This is a genomic window from Streptomyces sp. NPDC088124 (assembly GCF_040685895.1).
Classification (GTDB): Bacteria; Actinomycetota; Actinomycetes; order Streptomycetales; family Streptomycetaceae; genus Streptomyces.
Window position 1 is genome coordinate 66,123 of the sequence record NZ_JBFBJB010000018.1, and the last position, 21,056, is coordinate 87,178.

At 71.8% G+C, this 21,056-nt stretch carries 20 protein-coding genes and 2 pseudogenes; 8 read left to right on the forward strand and 14 right to left on the reverse strand.

The genetic code is table 11. The annotated features are described in order from the left end of the window. Positions 1–84 precede the first annotated feature (84 nt). Positions 85–1,128, forward strand: a complete 1,044-nt coding sequence (locus AB0P17_RS16860; protein ID WP_365811630.1) for an NAD(P)-dependent alcohol dehydrogenase — start codon at positions 85–87, stop codon at positions 1,126–1,128. Positions 1,129–1,164: 36 nt separating this feature from the next. Here AB0P17_RS16860 and AB0P17_RS16865 read toward each other — a convergent pair whose 3' ends face one another. From AB0P17_RS16865 to AB0P17_RS16875, 3 genes are all read right to left on the reverse strand, one after another. Beyond that, entirely contained in the window at positions 1,165–2,133 is a 969-nt protein-coding gene (locus tag AB0P17_RS16865; protein WP_365811632.1) for a threo-3-hydroxy-L-aspartate ammonia-lyase, read from the reverse strand. A 299-nt stretch (positions 2,134–2,432) separates the two neighbouring features. Further along, positions 2,433–2,891, reverse strand: coding sequence for a ribose-5-phosphate isomerase (locus tag AB0P17_RS16870; protein WP_365811634.1), 459 nt, complete (start codon positions 2,889–2,891; stop codon positions 2,433–2,435). A 106-nt stretch (positions 2,892–2,997) separates the two neighbouring features. After that, a complete protein-coding gene (locus AB0P17_RS16875) occupies positions 2,998–4,338 on the reverse strand; it encodes a dihydroxyacetone kinase subunit DhaK (protein WP_365811636.1) in 1,341 nt (446 codons plus the stop codon). On the opposite strand from AB0P17_RS16875, the gene AB0P17_RS16880 reads away from it, so the two are divergent. Then, entirely contained in the window at positions 4,294–5,298 is a 1,005-nt protein-coding gene (locus AB0P17_RS16880) for a hypothetical protein (protein WP_365811638.1), read from the forward strand. The two genes, AB0P17_RS16875 and AB0P17_RS16880, sit on opposite strands and share 45 nt — an antisense overlap. Here AB0P17_RS16880 and AB0P17_RS16885 read toward each other — a convergent pair. Together AB0P17_RS16885 and AB0P17_RS16890 are read right to left on the reverse strand one after the other, a co-directional pair. After that, entirely contained in the window at positions 5,237–5,926 is a 690-nt protein-coding gene (locus AB0P17_RS16885) for a GntR family transcriptional regulator (protein WP_365811640.1), read from the reverse strand. The two genes, AB0P17_RS16880 and AB0P17_RS16885, sit on opposite strands and share 62 nt — an antisense overlap. 73 nt (positions 5,927–5,999) lie before the next feature. Further along, a pseudogene (locus AB0P17_RS16890) lies at positions 6,000–6,200 on the reverse strand (peptide deformylase); the annotation flags it as partial. Between AB0P17_RS16890 and AB0P17_RS16895 the strand changes: the two are divergent. Next, positions 6,183–6,302: pseudogene (locus AB0P17_RS16895) on the forward strand (ArsR family transcriptional regulator); the annotation flags it as partial. The pseudogenes AB0P17_RS16890 and AB0P17_RS16895 sit on opposite strands and share 18 nt — an antisense overlap. A gap of 147 nt (positions 6,303–6,449) precedes the next feature. On the opposite strand, the gene AB0P17_RS16900 reads toward AB0P17_RS16895, so the two are convergent. The 9 genes from AB0P17_RS16900 to AB0P17_RS16940 form a co-directional block, all read right to left on the reverse strand. Next, positions 6,450–7,355 (reverse strand): putative hydro-lyase, encoded by a 906-nt coding sequence (locus tag AB0P17_RS16900; protein ID WP_365811642.1) that lies wholly within the window; start codon positions 7,353–7,355, stop codon positions 6,450–6,452. Then, on the reverse strand, positions 7,352–8,686 hold the full coding sequence (locus AB0P17_RS16905) for an MFS transporter (protein WP_365811644.1): 1,335 nt from the start codon (positions 8,684–8,686) through the stop codon (positions 7,352–7,354). Before AB0P17_RS16905 ends, AB0P17_RS16900 begins: the two co-directional genes overlap by 4 nt. A gap of 192 nt (positions 8,687–8,878) precedes the next feature. Then, entirely contained in the window at positions 8,879–9,331 is a 453-nt protein-coding gene (locus AB0P17_RS16910) for a VOC family protein (protein ID WP_365811646.1), read from the reverse strand. A 135-nt stretch (positions 9,332–9,466) separates the two neighbouring features. Next, positions 9,467–10,444 carry a biotin-dependent carboxyltransferase family protein gene (locus AB0P17_RS16915; RefSeq protein ID WP_365811647.1) on the reverse strand — a complete coding sequence of 326 codons (978 nt, stop codon included), beginning with the start codon at positions 10,442–10,444 and terminating at the stop codon, positions 9,467–9,469. Next, complete coding sequence (locus AB0P17_RS16920) at positions 10,441–11,079, reverse strand: carboxyltransferase domain-containing protein (RefSeq protein ID WP_365811649.1); 639 nt, start codon at positions 11,077–11,079, stop codon at positions 10,441–10,443. Before AB0P17_RS16920 ends, AB0P17_RS16915 begins: the two co-directional genes overlap by 4 nt. Further along, on the reverse strand, positions 11,076–11,882 hold the full coding sequence (locus AB0P17_RS16925; RefSeq protein WP_365811651.1) for a 5-oxoprolinase subunit PxpA: 807 nt from the start codon (positions 11,880–11,882) through the stop codon (positions 11,076–11,078). The genes AB0P17_RS16920 and AB0P17_RS16925 overlap by 4 nt, the downstream gene beginning before the upstream one ends. After that, positions 11,879–12,583 carry a GntR family transcriptional regulator gene (locus AB0P17_RS16930; protein WP_365811653.1) on the reverse strand — a complete coding sequence of 235 codons (705 nt, stop codon included), beginning with the start codon at positions 12,581–12,583 and terminating at the stop codon, positions 11,879–11,881. The genes AB0P17_RS16925 and AB0P17_RS16930 overlap by 4 nt, the downstream gene beginning before the upstream one ends. A gap of 108 nt (positions 12,584–12,691) precedes the next feature. After that, entirely contained in the window at positions 12,692–14,545 is a 1,854-nt protein-coding gene (locus AB0P17_RS16935; RefSeq protein ID WP_365811655.1) for a HAMP domain-containing sensor histidine kinase, read from the reverse strand. After that, positions 14,535–15,233: a response regulator transcription factor gene (locus tag AB0P17_RS16940; protein WP_365811657.1), complete on the reverse strand. Its 699-nt coding sequence runs from the start codon at positions 15,231–15,233 to the stop codon at positions 14,535–14,537. The genes AB0P17_RS16935 and AB0P17_RS16940 overlap by 11 nt, the downstream gene beginning before the upstream one ends. Before the next feature lie 91 nt (positions 15,234–15,324). Here AB0P17_RS16940 and AB0P17_RS16945 point away from each other — a divergent pair, with 91 nt between their 5' ends. The 5 genes from AB0P17_RS16945 to AB0P17_RS16965 all read left to right on the forward strand — a co-directional run bounded on the left by AB0P17_RS16945 (position 15,325) and on the right by AB0P17_RS16965 (position 21,014). Next, positions 15,325–15,936: a hypothetical protein gene (locus AB0P17_RS16945; RefSeq protein WP_365811659.1), complete on the forward strand. Its 612-nt coding sequence runs from the start codon at positions 15,325–15,327 to the stop codon at positions 15,934–15,936. Continuing rightward, entirely contained in the window at positions 15,929–17,353 is a 1,425-nt protein-coding gene (locus AB0P17_RS16950; protein WP_365811661.1) for a hypothetical protein, read from the forward strand. Before AB0P17_RS16945 ends, AB0P17_RS16950 begins: the two co-directional genes overlap by 8 nt. After that, the gene (locus AB0P17_RS16955; protein ID WP_365811663.1) at positions 17,350–18,078 is read left to right on the forward strand and encodes an ABC transporter ATP-binding protein; all 729 of its coding nucleotides are present in this window, start codon (positions 17,350–17,352) and stop codon (positions 18,076–18,078) included. The genes AB0P17_RS16950 and AB0P17_RS16955 overlap by 4 nt, the downstream gene beginning before the upstream one ends. Beyond that, complete coding sequence (locus tag AB0P17_RS16960; protein ID WP_365811665.1) at positions 18,075–19,322, forward strand: ABC transporter permease; 1,248 nt, start codon at positions 18,075–18,077, stop codon at positions 19,320–19,322. Before AB0P17_RS16955 ends, AB0P17_RS16960 begins: the two co-directional genes overlap by 4 nt. Positions 19,323–19,712: 390 nt before the next feature. Next, positions 19,713–21,014 carry an MFS transporter gene (locus tag AB0P17_RS16965; RefSeq protein WP_365811667.1) on the forward strand — a complete coding sequence of 434 codons (1,302 nt, stop codon included), beginning with the start codon at positions 19,713–19,715 and terminating at the stop codon, positions 21,012–21,014. The last annotated feature ends 42 nt before the right edge of the window (positions 21,015–21,056 follow it).

Consider the following 21,056-nt stretch of genomic DNA (forward strand, 5'->3'; position numbering starts at 1 on the left):
CCTGACCCCGCCAGTAGTAGGACCACTGGACATACGCAAAGCTGTGACCTGGGTGAACAGAGTGTGCTGAGGCACTCTGGGGACATGAACACATCTGTTGCCGCATACGCCGCTCCCAGTGCCAAGGCCCCGCTGGAGCGCACCACCATCGAGCGCCGCGCGGTCGGCGAGTTCGACGTTCTGATCGACATCAAGTTCGCCGGCATCTGCCACTCCGACATCCACCAGGCCCGTGAGGGCTGGGGCGAGGCCATCTTCCCGATGGTGCCCGGCCACGAGATCGCCGGTGTCGTCGCCGAGGTCGGCCCCGGCGTGACGAAGTTCAAGGCCGGCGACCGGGTCGGCGTCGGCTGCATGGTCGACTCCTGCCGTCGTTGCGAGAACTGCCTGGACGGGCGGGAGCAGCACTGCGTGGCCGGGAACGTCGGCACGTACAACGCCGTCGGCCGCGACGGCGAGCCCACCTACGGCGGGTACTCGCAGAAGGTCGTCGTCGACGAGAACTTCACGGTCCGCATCCCGGACGGGCTGTCGCTGGACGTGGCCGCGCCGCTGCTCTGCGCGGGCATCACCACGTACTCCCCGCTGAAGCACTGGGGCGCCGCGCCCGGCAAGAAGGTCGCCGTGGTCGGTCTGGGCGGCCTCGGCCACATGGCCGTCAAGATCGCGCACGCCCTCGGTGCCGAGGTCACGGTGCTGTCCCAGTCGCTGCGCAAGAAGGACGACGGCCTGAAGCTGGGCGCCGACCACTACTACGCCACCAGCGACCCGGCCACCTTCGAGAACCTGGCCGGCACCTTCGACATCATTCTCTCCACGGTGTCCGTGCCCCTGGACTTCAGCGCGTACCTGGGCCTGCTGAGGACAGGCGGCGCCCTGGTGAACGTCGGCGCCCCCGAGGAGCCCGTGTCCCTCAACCTGTTCTCCCTGATCGGCGGGAACAAGACCCTCGCGGGTTCGGCGATCGGCGGCATCGCCGAGACCCAGGAGATGCTCGACTTCTGTGCCGGGCACGGTCTCGGTGCCGAGATCGAGCTGATCGAGGCGAGCCGGATCAACGAGGCGTACGAGCGCGTGCTCACCTCGGACGTCCGCTACCGCTTCGTGATCGACACGGCGACGATCTGAGCCGAGCGGCGGTGCCCCGCGACCGCCCCGGGCCTGTCAGCCGCCGATGATGTCGGTGAACCGCCGGATGTCGATGTTTCCCCCGGAGGCGATGACACCGATCCGCCGGCGACGGTTCCCGATCCGTCCGGCGAGCAGGGCGGCCAGGGCGGTCGCGCCGCTGGGTTCGAGGACGATCTTCAGCCGTTCGAAGGCGAAGCGCATGGCGTCGCGGATCTCGTCGTCGCTCACGAGGGCGATGGCGTCCACGAGCCGCCGGTTGACGGCGAAGGTGATCTCGCCGGGGGTGGGCAGGGCCTGCCCGTCGGCGAGGGTCCGGGGGACGGGGATGGTGACGCGCTCGCCGGCCTCCAGGGAGCGTTTGGTGTCGTCACCGCTGTCGGGTTCGACACCGACGGTCCGCATACCCGGGTACAGGGTCTTGGCGGTGAGGGCGCTGCCCGCCATGAGCCCCCCGCCTCCGACGGGTACGACGAGTGTGTCCAGTTCCCCGGTCTCCTCGAAGAGTTCGAGGGCCGCGGTGCCCTGGCCGGCGATGACGTGCGGGTGGTCGTAGGGAGGGATGAGCGCGAGGCCGCGCCCGGCGGCGAGCGCCTCGCCCAGCGCGGTGCGGTCCTGCGTGTACCGGTCGTACGTGACGATCTCCGCGCCGTATCCGGCGGTGGCCTCCCTCTTCGACCGGGGGGCGTCCTCGGGCATCAGGATGACGGCGCCGGTGCCCAGCTCCCGGGCGGCCAGCGCGGCGGCCTGGGCGTGGTTGCCGGAGGAGTACGCGGCGATGCCCCGGGCCAGCTGCCCCGGGGACAACTGCGCGGCGGCGTTGTAGGCGCCGCGGAACTTGAAGGCGCCGACGCGCTGGAAGTTCTCGCACTTGATGAACACCTCCGCGCCGACGAGGGCGTCGAGGGTGCGGGAGGTCAGCACCGGAGTGCGGTGGGCGATGCCGTCGAGGCGCACAGCGGCCTCGCGGACATCGTCGAAGGTCACGGGCAGGGCGGCGGTCATGGGCGGTTCCTCTGCTCCTCTGGCGGATCGGGGCGGGGGTGCGCGTCGGGCGGGCCGGGGCGGGGCGGCCGCACGCGCGACGGCGCACGCCCGGCCCCGCGGGAGGTCCCCTCAGGGCCGCTGGGGCGTGTGACGAACATAGCGCCGTCCGCCCGTAGGGCGGGCTTCCCTACGGTGTCGAGCGGGCGACCGGCTCCCGGCGCGCACCCGTCATGGGGTGACCACGGCCCGGTGGCCACGGCCCATGCCGGGGGTCACCGCGCTCCTTCCGGGACGCGGTGCCCCGGGGCCGTACCGGGTCACCGTGCTTCGTAGTGGTCGATCTCGGCGACCTTCGCGTGCGACGGGCCGGCCGTGTCGAATCGGTGGCCGAGCCATTCCCTGGCCAGCCTGCGGGCGACCTCGATGCCCACCACCCGCTGTCCCATGCAGAGGATCTGCGCGTTGTTGGAGAGGACCGACCGCTCGACGGAGTAGCTGTCATGGGCGGTGACCGTGCGCACTCCCTTGACCTTGTTGGCCGCTATGGCGACCCCGAGTACCGTCCCGCAGACGAGGATCGCCCGGTCGGCCTCGCCCCGCGCGATCATCTCGGCGGCCTGGATGGCCACGGTGGGATAAGGGGTGTGCCCGTCGGCGTTCACACCGATGTCCAGGACATGTGCCACCTCGGGATCGTCCTGGAGATCGGCCTTGATGCGCTGCTTGTACTCGTATCCTGCGCCGTCCGAGCCGACGACGAGGCGCCAGGCGTTCATGAGGGGGAGTCCGTTCGTCGTGGGCCTGAGCCCCCGGGGCCCCGGGGGCCGGGAGTGTGCGGAGCCGTCGGCCGTCGGGCCGTCGGGTCTCGATGCCGAGGGGCGGTCATCGGGCCGAGGGGAAGAATTCCGCCACGACCCCGGCGAGCGTGGCGAGGGAGACGGCGCCGGGATCCGGGGTGCCGAGGGACCGTTCGCCATGGACGTGGGCCCGGCCGAGGCGGGGGAGCAGGCCGGCCGTGGCGTCCGCGGCGGCGCCGGCCGCCGCCGTCGCCTTGGCCCAGGCGGTGGCGGGATCGGCGCCGGACGCGACCGCCGCGGCGAAGGTGTCGGCCAGTGGTACGAGCGCGTCGACCAGTGTCTTGTCGCCCGGCACCGCCTTGCCGTAGGCCGTGACCTGCTCGACGGCGCGGTTCAGCCCGCGCACGAGGTCCGCCGCCACGGGGGCGCGGCCGTCGCCCAGTTCACGGCCCACCGCGCGCAGGATGACCGCCCAGATGGCGCCGGAGGTGCCGCCGGCCCTGTCGGACCAGGCGCTCGCCGCCGTGTCGAGCGTGGTCAGAGCGCCCGCGCCCTGCCCGGCCGCCGCGGCGGCGGCCTGGGCCGCGGCGCGGGTCCCGCGCCGCATGCCGATGCCGTGGTCGCCGTCCCCGGCCACCGCGTCGATGCGGCCCAGTTCCTCGGCGGTGGCGTCGATCGCGGTGTGTGCGGCGCCGAGGACCTCGGCGATACGGGCCGCGAGCCGGCGCGACTCCTCACTCGCCTCCGGCGGCGGCCCGGATCCGGCCCCGGCCACCGTGGCTCCGCCGGCCGCCCCGGCCCCCTCCGAGGCCGGAGCCGGTACGGACCGCGGCAGCGGGGCGTCGACGCTTCCGGTACGGAACGCCGGGGTGTCGGCCGCCGCGAACCACAGCCGCTCCAACTCGTCGTCGAGCCACAGCAGGGTCAGCGAGACCCCCGCCATGTCGAAGCTGGTGCAGAACTCGCCCACCTGCGGGTCGGCCACGAACACGCCGGCGGTGTCGAGGAGTTGGGCGACGCGCCGGTAGACGACGTACAACTCCTCGTACTTCACCGTGCCGAGCCCGTTGAGCAGGGCGACGACCCGGGCACCACCCGGCCCGTCCGGCGGCGGCACCTCCTCCCCGGACAGCAGCCGCTCCACGAGGAGTTCGGCGAGCCCGTCGGCCGTCGGCAGGTCCACCTCGGCGATGCCCGGCTCACCGTGGATGCCCAGTCCGATGGCCATCCGGCCCTCCGGGACGGTGAACAGCGGCCGGCCGGCCCCGGGGAGGGTGCAACCGGAGAAGGCGACGCCCATCGAGCGGGTGCGTTCGTTGGCCCTGCGCGCCAGGGCCTCCACGGCGTCGAGATCGTGTCCGGCGGCGGCCTCAACAGCCGCATGATCAACGGTGTGTTCGACGACGCCAATCCCGACACCGTCCACCAGTGGGCCTACCCCGACACCGGGGTGTGGGACGCCGAGCGCAACACCCGCGAGTTCCTCGCCGCCATGCCGCAGTGGAAGGCGGACGGCCTCGACGCCTTCACCCTCGGCGTCCAGGGCGGCAGCCCCCAGGGCTACAGCGTCGAACAGCCCTGGGACAACGCCGCGTTCACCCCCGAGGGCGAACTGTCGGCGGCCTACCGCGGACGCCTGGGAAGGATCATCGAGGAGGCCGACCGGCTCGGCCTCGTCGTCATCCTGGACATCTTCTACCACGGCCAGGACCACCGGCTGCGCGACGAACCGGCCATCCGGCGGGCCGTCACCGAGGTCTGCGCCTGGGTGCTCCGGTCCGGCTGGCGGCACGTACTGATCGAGATCGCCAACGAGGTGAACTGGCACCGCCACTACACGCACAGCCTGATCAAGGCCGAACGCGTCCACGAACTGATCGCACTCGCCAAGTCGATCACCCACGAGGGCCGCAGGCTGCTGGTCAGCACCAGCTTCCTCGCCCACCCGCCCATCATCACCGAACGGGTGCTCGCCGAGGCCGACTTCGTCCTGCTGCACGGAAACGGGACCCCCGCCCCGGACCGGCTGCGGGAGATGGCCGAGGAGGTCAGGGCCGCACCGGGGTACACCGCGAAGCCCATCATGTTCAACGAGGACGACCACTTCGACTTCGACCAGCCGCACAACCACATGAAGGCCGCCCTCGCCGCGGGCGCCTCCTGGGGCTACTTCGACCCGGGCTCGGTCACCACCGACCCGCCGCGGCCGACGATCGGCGACTACCACAACGGATATCAGGCCGTACCGGTCGACTGGGCGGCCGGCACCGAGACGAAGCGGGGTTTCTTCGACGCACTCCGCAGGGTCCGCCGACCCCGACCCGTCACGGCTTCTCCGTGGGTGTCGTCTCCTCGGCGAGCGCGTCACCGACATACCGGCGGGTGAAGTCCGCCATGTGCTCGGTGAGGGTCTCCCGGACGGCGTCCACGTCACCGGTGCGGATGGCCTCGATGATCGGCAGGTGCGCCTCGTAGCCCATCCTGCCGATCGCCCGCTCCTGCCCCGCCGCGATGATCATCATCCGGATCTGGCTGCTCAGCTGGAGCCAGGAACGGCTGAGCGTGCCATTGCCGGTCAGCTCGCACATCAGGGCGTGGAAACCCAGGTCGGTGTCGATCCGCTCACCGAACCCGAGACCGGGCTCCCGCAACTGCTCGACCTTCCGCTCCAGCGCGTCCGCGAACTCCGTACGCCGGGCGCTCCCCGCGAGTTTCGAGGCCGCCAGGATCTCCAGGGCCGTCCGCACCTCGAAGACGTCACCGATCTCCTGGGCACTGAGCTTCCTGACCCGCATCCGCCCCTTCCCGTCGTTGACGAGCAGACCGTCGGCCTCCAGCGGACGCAGCGCCTCCCGCAAGGTCCCCCGGCTGACCCCGAGCGTGTCGCTGAGCGGTACCTCCCGGACGTGCTCGCCGGGGCGCAGCGCCCCCGAGACGATCTGTTCACGCAGATAGGCGATGGTCCGCTCGCGCAGACTCCGACGATCGAAAGGACCGGCTTCGCTCACACTCATGACCAAAGGCTATAGCCGTCACCGCCCGCCATCACCCGGCGCCCATCCGACCCGGTTCCGCTCCCGTGAGGATCCCGTGGTCGTCCAGACAGTCGTAGACGAAGAGCCGCAGGCCGACGTCCACCTGGTTGGCAGCCAGCCCGGCGCCGTCGGCCACGTACATCGTCAGGAACATGTCGTCGATCAGCGCCGACAACCCGGGGGAGCCGAATTGGGTCACCTCCCGGCACGAGCGGCTCAGGATCTCCTCACCCACCACCGTGACCCGGCGCACCGAACCCCGTTGGCCCGGCCGGACGGCGCCCGACCGGTCGCCCTCATCACCCGGCTGTTCCCGCTGCTTCCCCACGCACCGGGCGACGCGGTCCAGGACTGAGGAGCCGCCTGATTCCGGCCCCGGTCCCGGCCTCTGTCCCGGTGGCGCGGGGGCGTCACTCCGTGTCGGCGGCGAACCGGTCGGTGCCCAGCACGGTGAGCAGGGCGAGTTTGCCGCGACCCAGGACCGCCGCCGGCCACGCCGGGATCACCCGTCAGGGGCACTCGACGAGACCCACCGCGGTACGGACAGGGTGGGGGCCGTCCAGGACGCGGGCACCCGGGCGTCCTCCCCCACGTTCTCCGGCCCGGCGTCGACCGTGTGATCGAACACGAACATGTGGCCGGGGTAGTGCGTGATCGCGTACTCGGCCCTGACCTGGGGCAGCGCCAGTTGCGGCGTCACCCCGCAGGCCCAGAACACCGGCACGTCACCGGGCATGACGACGGGGGCCGGTCCGAAGTCCGGCCGGGTCAGATCGGCGATGCCGAGCGCCGCAGGATCACCGATGTGCACCGGCGCGCCGTGCCCGGCCGGGTAGCGGGAGGTGATCTCGACGGCGCGCGCCACCAGCCCGGCGGGGATCGCCCGCAGACTGACCACCAGGGGCCCGGACAGCCTCCCCGCCGGCCTCGTCGGCACGTTCGTGACGTAGACGGGCGGCGCCGCCGAGTCCTCGGCGTAGCGGACGGGGACCCCCGCCGCGCGCAGCGGCCCCTCGAAGGTGTGGCTGCAGCCCAGCAGGAAACCGACGGAGTCCGGGCGCCAGTGGCCCGTGATGTCGCCCGGTTCGTCCGTCAGTTCACCGTGCCGCCACACCCGGTAGCGGGGCAGGTCGGTACGGAGATCCGCCTCGGTGCCGCCGAGGCGGACGACCGGGTCACCGGGCTCGGTCACGGCGATGACCGGGCAGGGCTTCGGGTTCCGGGTGCAGAACAGCAGGAAGTCGAAGGCGAGGTCCTGCGGGACGATCACGAGGTTGGCCTGCTGGTATCCGTCCAGGATCCCGGCGGTGGGCCCGGTCCACCGGCCGTCCGCCACAAGACGGCGGAGCGCTGCGGGGGTGGACGGTACGGCGTCGCGGTGGGTGGGCCCGGACCCGGTGGTGGTCATGCGAGCGTCTCCCGGCTGGATTCCCGGACGGTGCGCAGGGTGAGCAGGGCGATCACCACGGCAACCATCAGCAGGAACCCCGGGGCGAGCAGGTTGCCGGTGGCGGAGATGAGCCAGGTCGCCAGGTAGGGGCTGAGCCCGCCGCCGACGATGGTGCCGATGTTGAAGCTGAACGAGAGACCCGTGTAGCGCACCCTCGTGGGGAACATCTCGGCGTACGTCGGGTAGGTGACGGACTGGACGATGGGCATGGGCAGGGCGAGGACCACCATGGCGGCGACCGCGAGCGGGAAGCTTCCCAGGCCCATGACGAGCATGGCGGGGATGACCAGGACCGCGTATCCGGCGAAGCCGACCGTGAGGAGGCGTTTGCGGCCCCACCGGTCGGAGAGCGCTCCGCAGACCGGCATGAGTGCTGCCACGAACAGGCTGATCCCGCCCATGATCCAGAACGTGGAGGACTTGGCGTAGCCGAGTTCGGTGGTGAGGTAGATGTTCATGAAGATCAGGCCGACCCAGTAGCCGCAGTTGGAACCGATGGCCAGCAGGGTCACCTTGAGCAGCGGAGCGCGGTGCTGGGTGAGCACCTCGGTCAGCGGCGCCTTCGCCGTGGCCTGTTCCGACTTCTTCGCGAGGAAGGCCTCGGAGTCCTCAAGACGCTTGCGCGCGAACAGTGCGAGGGCGACCAGCGGAAGCGAGAGCAGGAAGGGGATGCGCCAGCCGTAGGCGTCGAGCTGACGCTCACTCAGTACGGTCGTGGTGAGGCCCGCCACCAGAGCCGCCGTTCCGCCTCCGAGGGCCACGCCGACGGGGGTGAAGGCTCCGAAGAGTCCGCGCTTGCCGTGTGGGGCCGACTCGGCGAGATACGTGGCGGAACCGGTCACCTCGCCGCCCGCGAAGAACCCTTGCGTCAGCCGTATCAGGAGCAGCGCCACGGGCGCGGCCACACCGATCGTGCCGGCCGTGGGCAGCAGTCCGATGGCGGCGGTGGCGCTGCCCATCCCCACCACCGTGAGGATCAGCACGGGTTTGCGCCCGACCCGGTCACCGAGCCTGCCGAGGACGATGCCGCCGAGCGGCCGCATCAGGAACGCGCTGCCGAACACCGCCAGGGTGGCGAGCAGGGTGGCCGTGGGGTCGTCGCTGGGAAAGAAGTGCGGGCCGATGACGACGGCCAGGTAGCTGTAGACGCCGAACTCGTAGTACTCGATGGCGGTACCGGCCGCCGCCGCCATCGCCGCCCTGCGGGCCGCCGGGGCCGACGGGCCTGCCCCGGCCCCGGGGGCCGAGGTGTTCCCGGGGGCGGTGGAAACCGTTGATACGCTCGTCATGGGGGTCCTCCGGATCTGACATGTCCTATGGCTGGGATGTGGTGTCAGTCGTGCGGGTCGTACGGATGCGGTGCGTACCGCGGACGGACGGGCCGTACGGCACGGGGGCCCGCACGACGGTCATCAGCGGGACCAGTCCTCCTGCTGATGACCGTCGTCCGATGCCGGGCCCCGGCCCGTTCCGGTGACGGATCAGGCGGCGAAGAGCTGGTTGATGTCCGCGAACGCCTTGAACTCCATCGCGTTGCCGGCCGGGTCGAGGAAGAACATCGTCCACTGCTCGCCCGGCTCACCCTGGAACCGGACATAGGGCTCGATCACGAAGTCGGTGCCCGCGGCGGTGAGCCGGTCGGCGAGTTCCTTGAACTCGGCGACGGGGAGCACCAGTCCGAAGTGCGGCACCGGCACCTGGTGGCCGTCCACGGGGTTGGTCCCGGCGATGGCGTCCCGGTCGGTCCCGGAGGACCCGTCACCGACCTGATGAGTGACCACCTGGTGGCCGGCGAAGTTCCAGTCGATCCACTTGGTGTCCGAGCGGCCCTCGCTGAAACCGAGCACCGTGCCGTAGAACACCCGGGCGGCTTCGATGTCGTCGACCGGGATGGCCAGGTGGAAGGGGGCGAGGGCGGTGGGCTGAACGGTCATGTCTCTTCCTTGGCTGAGGTGTGACAGTGGTGGGTGTGTGGTGTGCGGCGGTTCGGAACGTGCGGTGTGCGGTGTGCGGTCGGTAGGAACGTGCGGTGTGTGTGACGGCTGCCGGTGATCTCCTCTCTCTTCGCCTCAGTACACCGGGGTGAGCCGGAGCTCGTCCCCGGGCAGGGTCTGACCGACGAGGTCGATGTCCGCGTCGGTGACCACTCCGATGACCGGGTAGCCGCCGGTGACCGGATGGTCGGAGAGGAACACGATCGGCTCGCCGGAGGGGGGCACCTGGATGGCGCCGCGCACGGTCCCCTCGCTGGCCAGGTCGACCGAGCCGACAGTGAGCGGCGGACCGGTCAGACGGGCGCCCACCCGGTCGCACTGGGCGGAGATCGTCCACGGCGTCGTGGTCAGCGCGTGCCGGTCGGCGGCGCTGAACAGGTCGTGCCGCGGGCCCCAGCGGAAGCGGGCGGTGACCCGGCCTCCGCAGGGGACGACGCTGAACGCCAGCTCCAGCGGAACCGCCGGGACCGGGGCCGCCGGACCGAGTCCGTACTCCGTGCCGGCGCGGACCGGGGCGGGGCCCAGGCCGGTGAGGGAGTCGCGCGAGGCCGACCCCAGTACCCGGTCCGTCTCGATCCCCCCGGAGACGGCCAGATAGCTGCGGCAGGCGGCCCAGGGGCGTCCGATCCTCAGTACGGATCCGGCGGGCAGCCGCACGAGCGGGCCGTCGACGGCCGGTACGCCGTCCACCGTCATGGGCACCGGCGCTCCGGTGATGGCCACGTACCGGGGCGCGGACAGGGTCACCGCCAGGCCGCCCAGGGTGACTTCGAGAGCGGGCGTGTTCTCCGGGTTGCCGGCCAGCCGGTTCGCGAGCCGGAAGCTGCGCCGGTCGGTGGGCCCCGACGCCGGGACGCCCAGATGCGCGAGACCGGGCCGGCCGAGGTCCTGGACACTGGTGGCGATACCCGCCTCGACCACGGTCAGTACTGCGGCGTCGTCCGGGGCCGTCGGGCCGCCGCCGAGAGTGTCCCGCGCGGTGCCGGGCTCCGGGCCCGTGCCGGTCCGGCCGGGCGCGCCGGGGCTTCGGCCGCGACGGAGAGCAGTGGTCATGACGCGACCGCCTCGAAGACGACCCGGTCGCCGACCGCGAGCCGGTTGGGCGGTTCGGCCGTCACATCCCACAGCCGCGCGGTGGTGACACCGATCTGGTGCCAGCCCCCGGGCGTTCCCCCGGGGTACACGACCGTCTGGTTACCGGCGATCGCCACCACCCCCGCGGCCACCCTGGGCCGGGGGCTGGACAGCCGCGGCAGCCGCAGGCTCTCCGGTACGCCGTCCAGGTAGGCGAATCCGGGGGCGAAGCCGAAGAACCCGACCGCGTGCTCACCGGCGGTGTGCAGGCGCGCGATCTCCTCCGGAGTCATGCCGACGAGTTCGGCGACCGCGGCGAGATCCGTTCCGTCGTACCGGACGGGGATCACCACCGTTTTCCCGGCGGCCGGCCGGGTCCGCCGGGTGCCGGACCCGTCGAGCACACGGTGCAGCCCTTCGGCGATCCGCCCCATCCCGGAGGCGCTCCCGGCCACCACGAGGACGGTCGTCGCCGCGGGCACCACCTCACGCAGTTCCGAGGCCCAGGACTGCCCGCGGATCGCCGTGGCGACGTCCGCGGGGCGGCGCCCCGCGCACTCGATCAGCCAGCCGCGGTCGCCCGCCCGCCTGAGAACCGGCCGGGCGGGGGTCACGGCCGTGCCTCCGCGCGCCCGGGGACGAGGTCCCCGGGGCTACCGACCGTGATCCCGGCCGAGGCCAGGCCCGTCCGTACCGCGGCGGTCATGGCGACGGCGCCCGGGGTGTCGCTGTGCACGCACAGCGCCGACAACTCCTCGCCGTCCGGGGCGATCCGCACGGCCTTGCCGGTCACCGAGGTCACCATGCCGGTCTGCGCCATCCGCAACGCCCGCCGCGCCGCCTCCGCGGGGTCCGTCACGAGGGCGCCCGGCGCGGACCGCGCCACCAGAAGCCCCTCGTCGGTGTAGCCACGGTCGATGAACCCCTCGGCCAGCGGCCGCAGTCCGGCCGCCGTGGCCCGCTCCCAGAGGACCGTACGCGGCTGGCAGAGCAGCGGCAGTCCGGGGTCGTACAGGGCGACCGCGTCCACGAGGGCCGTCGCGTGCCCCGTGTGACGGGCCGTCGCGTTGTACAGCGCGCCGTGGGCCTTCACATAACTGACCCGGCTGCCCGCCAGACGGGCGAAGACTTCCAACGCGCCTATCTGGTAAAGGATTTCGTTGACCAGTGTGGCCGGCGGCACGTCGATGAAACGTCTGCCGAAGCCCGCCAGATCGCGGTAGGAGACCTGCGCGCCGATCGCCACGCCCCGCGAGGCGCTCGCCTCGCAGGTCCGGCGCAGGATGTCGGGGTCGCCGGCGTGGAACCCGCAGGCGACATTGGCGGCCGTGACCTGGTCGAGCAGATCACCCTCGTCGGCCGGGCCCCAGACCCCGAACCCCTCGCCCACATCCGTGTTGATCGCCGGCGCGGTCACCGGGCCGACTCCGCCCAATAGGTCTGCATGGCCGAGCCGCTGTTCTCCCAGGCCGCGTGCAGGCCCTGCTGCCCCCCGTCGATGTGCGCGAGGATCTGCCGGGAGAGCTCCTCCGCGTCGCCGTCGGCCAGCGCCTGGACCATCGCCGCGTGCTCCTGCTGGACGCGGCTGTAGGCGCACGTGCCGTGCACGTAGAACCGTGAGTACGGCTCCAGGCGGTGGTACATCCCCGAGATGATCTCGTAGCGCAGGGGCAGCCGGGACAGCCGGTACATGTCGAGGTGGAACGCCAGGTTGGTCCGCGACCAGGAATCCGCGCCGGTATCGGCCACCCGTTCCATCGCGTGGGCCATCTCGTCGAACCGGCTGATGTCACGCCGGGACACCCGTTCGGTGACGTGCTCGGCGAAGCTCGGCTCGACCAGCCGCCGCAGGTTGTAGATCTCGTCGATCTCGTCCAGGTCCAGGGCCGTGACGAAGGTGCCACGGCCCGGCGTGGTGCGCAGCAGCCCCTCGCTGGCCAGGGTGCGCATGGCCTCCCGGAGTGGAATCCGGCTGACTCCGAAACGGTCGGCGAGTTCATCCTGGACAAGGCGGTGCCCCGGTGGATAGACACCCTCGACAATCAGCTGCCGCAGCTTGCCGGTGAGGGCGTCGGCGCCGTTCACATCGGCGCGCAGGGCTCTGTCATCTCGACTCATATGCTGTGTATACAGTGGATGCACAGCAGGGGGAAGAGCTTCGACCAGAGGCAATCCGGGTTTTACCCAACGGAAACTCGCCACCCGCACGAGGGCTCGGCTCTCCCCTCACCGCGGCAGGGTGAGGGTGAAGACCGTTTCTGTGCCCGGAATGCTGGCCACCGTGACCGTGCCGCCGTGGGCTTCGGTGAGCTGGCGGACGATGGCCAGGCCCAGGCCGCTGCCGCCGGTCCGGCGGCTGCGGGACTTGTCGGCACGCCAGAAACGGTCGAAGACACGGGGCAGGTCGCCGGCGTCGATGCCGGTGCCGGTGTCGGCGACCTCGATCACCACGTGGTCGGAGGTGTGGCCGCAGCGCAGCGTGACACTGCCGCCGGGAGGGGTGTGCCGGATGGCGTTGGACAGCAGGTTGTCGATGGTCTGGCGCAGGCGAACGGGGTCCGCGGAGAGGACGGGGGCGCCCTCGGTGTGCGTGGTGAGCGTGACACCTGCGGTCGCGGCCGGGCCACGGTGGGCGGCGGCCACCTGGTCCAGGAGTTCGCGCAGGCCGAGGGGTTCGGGGTGCATCCTGAACTGGCCCGCGTCGGCCTGAGCCAGGTGCTGGAGGTCGTCGACGATGTGCTGGAGCAGCAGGGCTTCCTCCAGCAGCGAGGCGATGAACGCGTCGTCGGAGTCGGCCAGGCCGTCCTGGGCCGCTTCGAGCCAGCTGCGGATCGTGCTGAGCGGGGTGCGCAGCTCATGGGCGATGTCGCTGACCATGGCCTTGCGCTCGCCCTCCATGCGCTCGCGGCGCTCCGACAGGTCGTTGAAGGCGGCGGCCAGATGACCGATCTCGTCGTGGGTGGTCACCGGTACCGGCGGGTGCTGTTGGTGTGGCGGGCGGCGGGCGGCGTCGGTCAGCGCCCGGAGCGGTCTGACCAGCCGGGTGCCGACGGTGACGGTGACCGCCACGGTGAGGAGGAGCACGAGAGCGGCGACGCCGGCGACCCGGACCGTGTTGGCCGGGGAGAGATCGAACCCGGGGGTGGCCGAGCCGCCCTGGGCGGTGACGAACAGCAGCGCGGGCGGAGCCACATGCGGCGCGAGCTGCTCGCGGCGGGCGGTGTCGATGCACCGTTGTACGGCCTCGTCGCCGTTTCCGTTGGGGGCGAAGCTGAGGCCGACCGTCACGGGGGCCAGGTTCTGGCGTCGCACACAGGCGTCGACCAGGGAGTTGAGCTGATCGAGCGCCCGTGACTCGGTGGGCGTGGGAGCGTCGAGCGCGTACAGACCGCACGCCTCGCTGGTCTTCTGCCGGGTTCCGTTGTCGCCGGTGAGGACGATGGAGGGCCGACCGCTCGGCGCCTCGGTCACCGCGGCGGGGGAACCGATGGTGTTGCGCAGGCAGGCCTGCAGTGTCTCCACGCGGCCCAGCAGTTCCTCGCGTTCCGCCTCCGGCAGCCGGTACGGGCCCACCGCCCGCGGGTCGATGCCCCCCGCCGTGACGCCGGGCAGCAGCGCCGGGTCGGCCCGCAGCGGGTCGACGAGCGCCGAGGCCCTGGTGGGGAGGGCGGTGGCGGAGCCGGCCACGGCGAGAGGCCGGCGGTCCTGGGTGGTCAGGGTGATCCGGCGCTTGGTCCGCTCGGCCAGCCGGTCCAGGAGGGGCTGCACCCCGGACCAGTCGCTGTGACCGGCGGCGTAGCCGATGACCGCGTCGTAGATCTGGGCGTCGTTGGCGAGGACTTGTCCCTGCTCGTGCTGGATGGCGCTCGTGGTGGTGCGCGCGGCGAGCCAGGCGGTGGCCGCGACCGAGCACATGGCGATGGTGATCGACGCCGCCAGCAGCCGGACCAGCAGGCTCCGCCGCAGCGGCAGCCTGTCCTTGCCCCTGCCTCTGCCCCTGCCCCTGCCCCTGCCCCTGTCTATGACTCTGCCCTTGGCCGGGGCTTCCCCCGCGGCCCGGGCCTCCGTCTCAGCGGCCACGGCTGCCGTCGACGAGGCAGTAGCCGACTCCGAACACCGTCCGCAGATAGACGGGCTGCCGGGGCACGGGTTCGATCTTCTTGCGGAGATTCAGGACGTGTACGTCGATGGTCCGCTCGGTGATGTAACGGTCGTCCCCCCGCGTCCGGGCCAGCAACTGGCGCCGGGTGAAGACCCGTTCCGGTTCGGCGGCCATGGCGGCGAGGACATCGAACTCACCCGGCGTGCACGCCAGGCGCCGGCCCTCGACCTCCACGGTACGGCGGACCGGGTCGAGGGCGAGGGCGCCGATCCGCAGCACCGGGTCGTCCGGCGCGGCGGCTTCCCGGGTCCGCCGCAGCAGGGTGCGGATACGGGCCATCAGCTCGCGGGGGCTGTACGGCTTGGTCAAGTAGTCGTCGGCGCCGAGGTCGAGGCCGAGCAGCAGGTCCTCCTCGGTGCTGCGGGCGGTCAGCATCAGCACCGGCAGGTCGCTCTCGCGCCGCAGGATGCGGCACACGTCCAGCCCGTCGACGACGGGCATCATCACATCGAGGACCAGCAGGTCGGGCCGGTGGCGGCGCACCTCGTCCAGCGCGGCGCGCCCGTCATGGACGAGCAGGGCGGTGTGGCCCTCACGCTCCAGATAGCGGCGGATCACCTCGGCCTGTTTGGTGTCGTCCTCGGCCACGAGGACACGGGCGTTCATGGAGGTCAGATTAGGGCGGCGAGAGGAGACCAGACGGATTTCTGATGGCGCCCTGACAGGATCGAAATAACTTCGGCCCATGGTGTGAGCCATGTCGAATCTCTTCAGTCGGGCACGGCGGGGCCGGCCCGCGGCGTCCGCCCCTCGCTCGCGGCCGGGGCGCGGCCGTACACCCCGAGCCGCGCTCCTCACCCTCGCCGGCGCGACCGCGCTGGCCGTCCTCACCGCATGCGGCGGAGGCGAGGCGGACACGGGCGCGAGTGGTCAGGGCGATGTCGCCTCGATCACCAGCCCGGCGGGGGAGGGCGGTTGGCCGCCGCCGACCAGCGCCGACCCCGACTCGGGCCGCCCGCAGATCCGGCTGGACAGCACCAACGAAGAGATCAACCGCATGTACGAGGCCTGGACCGCCTGCCTGAAAGAGAACGGCGCGGGGGACAAGGAGAAGACCCCGCCGGACGCCCCCGGTGTGAAGGCCTGCGAGGGGAAGCAGCCGCTCGATCCGCCGGAGCTGGACCCGGCCAGGAATCCGGAATACCGCGACGACGCGCGGACCATGGTGCGGTGCATGAACAAGCGCGGAATCAAGAGCGTGGTCACGGAGGAGGGCTGGGGCCTGGAAGACGGAGCCGCGATGAGCGTTCCCCACTACGACGAAGCCCGGACCGACTGCCAGGTGAAGGCGTTCGGTGGCGATGACTGACGACACCGGGACCGCCCGTCCGCCGCGCGGACGGTGGGTGGTCCTCGGGGCGGTGGCACTGGCGGTCGTCATGGCGGGCGCACTGACCGTGACCGTATGGCAGAACCGCGACGGGAAACCGGAGACCAAGGCCGACAGCGGCGCGCGGGTCGTGACCGCCGCCGTGACCAGAACCGACCTGTCCAACGCCCAGACACTGAACGGAACCCTCGGCTACGGCCGGACGACGACGGTGAAGGGTGGCAAGGCAGGTCTGATCACCTGGCTGCCGGCGGCCGGGACCACGGTGCGGCGGGGCGAGCCGCTGTACCGGGTGGACAACGTTCCGGTGCCCGTCTTCTACGGTGCCACGCCGCTGTACCGGACGCTGGCGGCCCAGGGCACCACCGGGCCGGACGTGAAAATGGTGGCCGACAACCTCCGCGGACTCGGCTACGACATCGGCGCGCAGCCCCCGGTGGGCACCTGGATCGCCCGACAACCGGTCACACGGGACGGGGCGGACACCGGACAGGGGGACGCGGGCACGACGGGCGGTACGGACCCATCGGCGACGGCCGGCGGTGCGACGAGTGGCGGTGCGACCGATGGCGGTGCGACGGGTGGTACCGACGCCGCTACGTCGGCCGCGGGTACGACGGGTGGCACGGACACGGCCGGAACGACCGGGGGCGCGGCGGGGCGCCCGGGCACCGCGGCGGCGGGAGCACCGGACGCCGGGCCGAGCACCTCGCCCGGCGCCGCTCCCTCCACCCCGGCGCCGGTGCGGGTCAAGCGCGGCGACGGGGTCCTGACCAGCGGCCTCGTCGCCGCGGTCAAGCGCTGGCAGACCCGAGCCGGCCTGCCTGCCACCGGCACCCTGGGCGTCGGCGACCTCGCGGTGCTCTCCGGTGCGGTACGGGTCGACGGGGTGCAGGCCCAGCTCGCCGACGCGGCCGACGGGCCCGTGATGACGGTCACTTCCACCACCAAGTCGGTGACCGTCGCGGTGGAGCCGGCGGACGCGGGCTCGATGAAGCGGGGCGACCCGGTGACGGTGAGCCTGCCCGACAGCTCCACGGCCGAGGGCTCCATCGGTTCCATCGGCGCCACCGTCCAGCTCGGCGACGCGGGGACCGGTGACGGCAACAGCGCCCCCGGGCAGCCCCAGATGACCGTCGGTGTCACACTGCGCGATACGGCGGCGGTGCGCAAGCTGAACTCCGCGCCGGTGCAGGTGCGGTTCACCTCGGAGACCCGCAAGGGCGTGCTGGCCGTGCCCGTCGGCGCGCTGCTGGCGCTGCGCGAGGGCGGCTACGCGGTCCAGTTGCCCGGCGGCCGGCTGGTGGCGGTGAAGACGGGGATGTTCTCCAAGGGCGTGGTGGAGATCAGCGGCAGTGGCATCAGTGAGGGAACCAAGGTGGTGACGACCTCATGACGTCGCCCCCGGTCCTGGCGGTGCGCGGCGCGAGCATGGTGTACCCCGGCGGGGTCACGGCCCTCGACGACGTCTCGCTCACCGTCGCACAGGGCGAACTGCTCGGCATCGTCGGCCCGTCCGGGTCCGGGAAGTCGACCCTGCTGAACATCATGGGCACGCTGGACCGGCCGACCAGCGGCACGGTGGAGATCGGCGGTCAGGACGTCGCACAACTCTCCGACCGCAGGCTGTCGGCGTTGCGGGGCCGCCAACTCGGCTTTGTGTTCCAGCAGTTCCACCTCACCGACGGACTGACCGCCGCCGAGAACGTCGCCACCGGCCTGCTGTACGCCGGGGTGCGGCGCGGCCGGCGCCGCCCCCTGGCGCTGGAGGCGCTGAACCGGGTGGGGCTGGCGCGCCGTGCCCGGCATCTGCCGCACCAACTGTCCGGCGGCGAGCGGCAGCGGGTGGCGATCGCCCGCGCGCTCGTCAACCGGCCCGTCCTGGTCCTCGCGGACGAGCCCACGGGCGCGCTGGACACCGCCAACGGCGTGGCCGTACTGGATCTGCTGACCACGTTGAACCGCGAGGGGACCACCATCGCGGTCATCACCCACGACCGGGACATCGCCAACCAGTTGCCCCGCCGGGTGGAGGTCCGCGACGGCCGCATCCTCTCCGACACCCGCATGGACTCCTCCGCCGACGCCCGCATCGCCGCCCGTACGGAAAGCTGGTCATGACCCTCACATCGACCCGGCCCGCCCGCGGCCGTCCCACCGGCGGGGGCGCCGACAGCAGGCCGGTGCGGCTGGCGCCGCTGGACATCCTGGGCCTGGGGCTGCTGGGCATCCGGACCCGAAAGGTGCGGGCGGCCCTGTCCGCCCTCGGCATCTCGATCGGCATCGCCACCCTGATCGTCGTCACCGGGATCCCGGCCTCCAGCCAGAAGGCCCTGCTGAGCGAGCTCTCCGCGATGGGCACCAACATGCTCCAGGCCGTGCCCGCCCGCCAGGACCCACCGGTGCTGCTGCCACCGGAATCGGTGGCCATGGCCGACCGGATCGGGCCGGTCACGGTGGCCAGCGCGGTCGCCAACACCCATGCCGAGGTCTTCCGCAACGACCGCGTCGGCGCCGCCGACTACGCGGGCCTGACCGTCCTGGCCGGCAAGGCCGATCTGCTCCGGGCGATCAACGGAAAGGTGGCGTCGGGCCGATTCCTCAGCGTGGACACGGAGAAGTTCCCCACCGCCGTCCTCGGCTCGGCCGCCGCCTCCAGCCTCGGCATCCCGAAGATCACCGCGGGGCAGCCCGCCCCGCAGATCTACATCAACCGCCGCTGGTTCACGGTGATCGGAACCCTGGAGAAGACCCCGCTGTCGCCGGACATCGACCGCTCGGTCCTGGTCGGCTGGGACGCCGCGCGCAGCCTGCTCAGGTTCGACGGCCACCCCACCGTGATCTACCTCAAGGCCAGGGAATCGGAGATCGAGGCCGTACGCGACGTGCTGCCCGCGACCATCTACCCCGAACTGCCCGGCCTGGTCCAGATCAGCCGCCCGTCCGACGCGCTGGCCGCCAAGCGGGCCACCGAGAGCACCTTCTCCGCGCTCTTCCTCGGACTCGCCGGGGTGGCCCTGCTCGTCGGCGGCATCGGTGTGGCCAACACCATGGTCATCTCCGTCCTCGAACGCCGCCGGGAGATCGGACTGCGCCGCGCCCTGGGCGCCAACCGGGGCCAGATACGCGGCCAGTTCCTCACCGAATCCGTCGTCCTGTCCGGCCTCGGCGGCCTGGCGGGCACCGTACTCGGCGCCCTGGCCACCGTCGCCTATGCCGCCCATCAGGGCTGGGAGCCGGTCATCCCGCTCGGCTCGGTGACCGCCGGACTCGGCGGCGCGATCCTGATCGGCATGCTCGCCGGCGTCTACCCGTCCCTCCGCGCCGCCCGCCTGACCCCCACCGAGGCCCTCGCGACGGCATAGGGCGCGTCGGGAAGGGGCCGCGGTCGTGTACGGGCCCGGACCGGTGTGGTGTCATCGAGGTTCCGGCCTGCGCGGTGGACGCCGCGCAGGCCACGTCCGCGCCCGTACCCCGTCGGTCCGGCGGCCGGCCGGGTAGAAAGCGATTCCCTCCCCGTCACCCCCGGTTTCTACATGAACTCGGCTTGGCTCCAGTCGGACGACGGCATCTGTGCCCCGGCTTCCCCGAGGTGCGCCAGCACCCAAACAACCCTGTCGCCTCGGTGAGTCCGTCTCTCTCCTTATGTGGTCCACGCATGAATGCACGAGGGTAGCTGTACTGAGTTCAGTTCGACTACCCTCCCCGCACATCGGCAGGGATCGGTCCTTGCCGCAGGAAAGGAGAGCCGGATCATGAGTGCGACTCAGCGGTCCGCCGCGCCAGGGGCGGAGGACGCGTCGTTCGATCCGCGGTCAGTACGCCGTGCGATGCTCGCCGGCAGTATCGGCACCCTGATCGAGTACTACGACTTCAGCGTCTACGGCTATCTCGCCGTGGTGATCGCTCCGCAGTTCTTTCCCAGCGACAACCCTGCGGCCTCCCTGCTGGCGGCGCTCCTGGTGTTCGCCACCGGACTTGTGGTGCGTCCGATCGGCGGCGTCTTCTTCGGCTGGCTGGGCGACCGGCTCGGACGGCGCAAGGCTCTGGTCTCCTCGGTGCTGGCCATGGGGGTGGCCAGCAGCATCACGGGTCTGCTGCCGACGTACGAGCAGATCGGTGTCACCGCGACGGTGCTGCTCTTCCTCATCCGTGTGGTGCAGGGCATCTCCTCCGGCGGCGAGTCGGTCGGCGCCTACACCTACATCTACGAGTCGGCGCCGCCGAAGCGCAGGTCGTTCCTCGGGGCGGTGACCCCCATCGGGTCCAACCTGGGATTCATGTTCGCGGCGGCCACGGCCGGGGCGATCTCCGCGCTCACCACCACGGACCAGATGAACTCCTGGGGCTGGCGACTGCCCTTCCTGATGGCCATCCCGCTCACCCTGATCTGCCTCTGGGCCCGGCTGCGCATCGAGGACACCCCGGAGTTCCAGAAGGCCGCGGAGGCCGCCGACATCCCCACGGCGCCGATCCGCGAGGTGCTGTCCACACACCGCGGGGCGCTGCTGCAGTCCATCGGTCTGGCGATGGCGCAGGGCGGGGCCATCTTCCTCGGGCTGACGTACATAGGCATCTACATGACGACCGAACTCGGTTACGACTCCACGCACGTGTACTGGCTGAGCGCGGGCGTCGTCCTCTTCACCGTCCTGCTCATGGTGCCGGCCGGCTGGCTGTCCGCGCGGTTCGGCTGCCGGCCCGTTCTGATGGTGGGGCTGATCGGATTCCTGGTGACCGCTTACCCGGCGATGATGCTGATGGGCCGCCACAGCCTGGCCCTGGCGGGCGTGGCGTACCTGCTCTACATGTTCAGCAGCGCCCTCGTACAGGTTCCGGCGGCGAGCCTGTGGCCGCACCTGTTCGAGCGCCGGGTCCGCTACACCGGCATGGCCATCGGCTACAACATCGGTACCGTGCTCGCGGGCGGAACGGCCCCCTACATCGCCGCCTACCTCGTCGACCGGACGGGCAACCTGCTCTCGCCGGCGTTCTTCGTCATGACGGTCTGCCTGATCGGCATCGGAACCCTGCTCACCGTCCGCAAGGACCTGTAGCGGCGGGGCCGGTGGCGGCCGGCGGAGCAGGTCAGCCCGCCG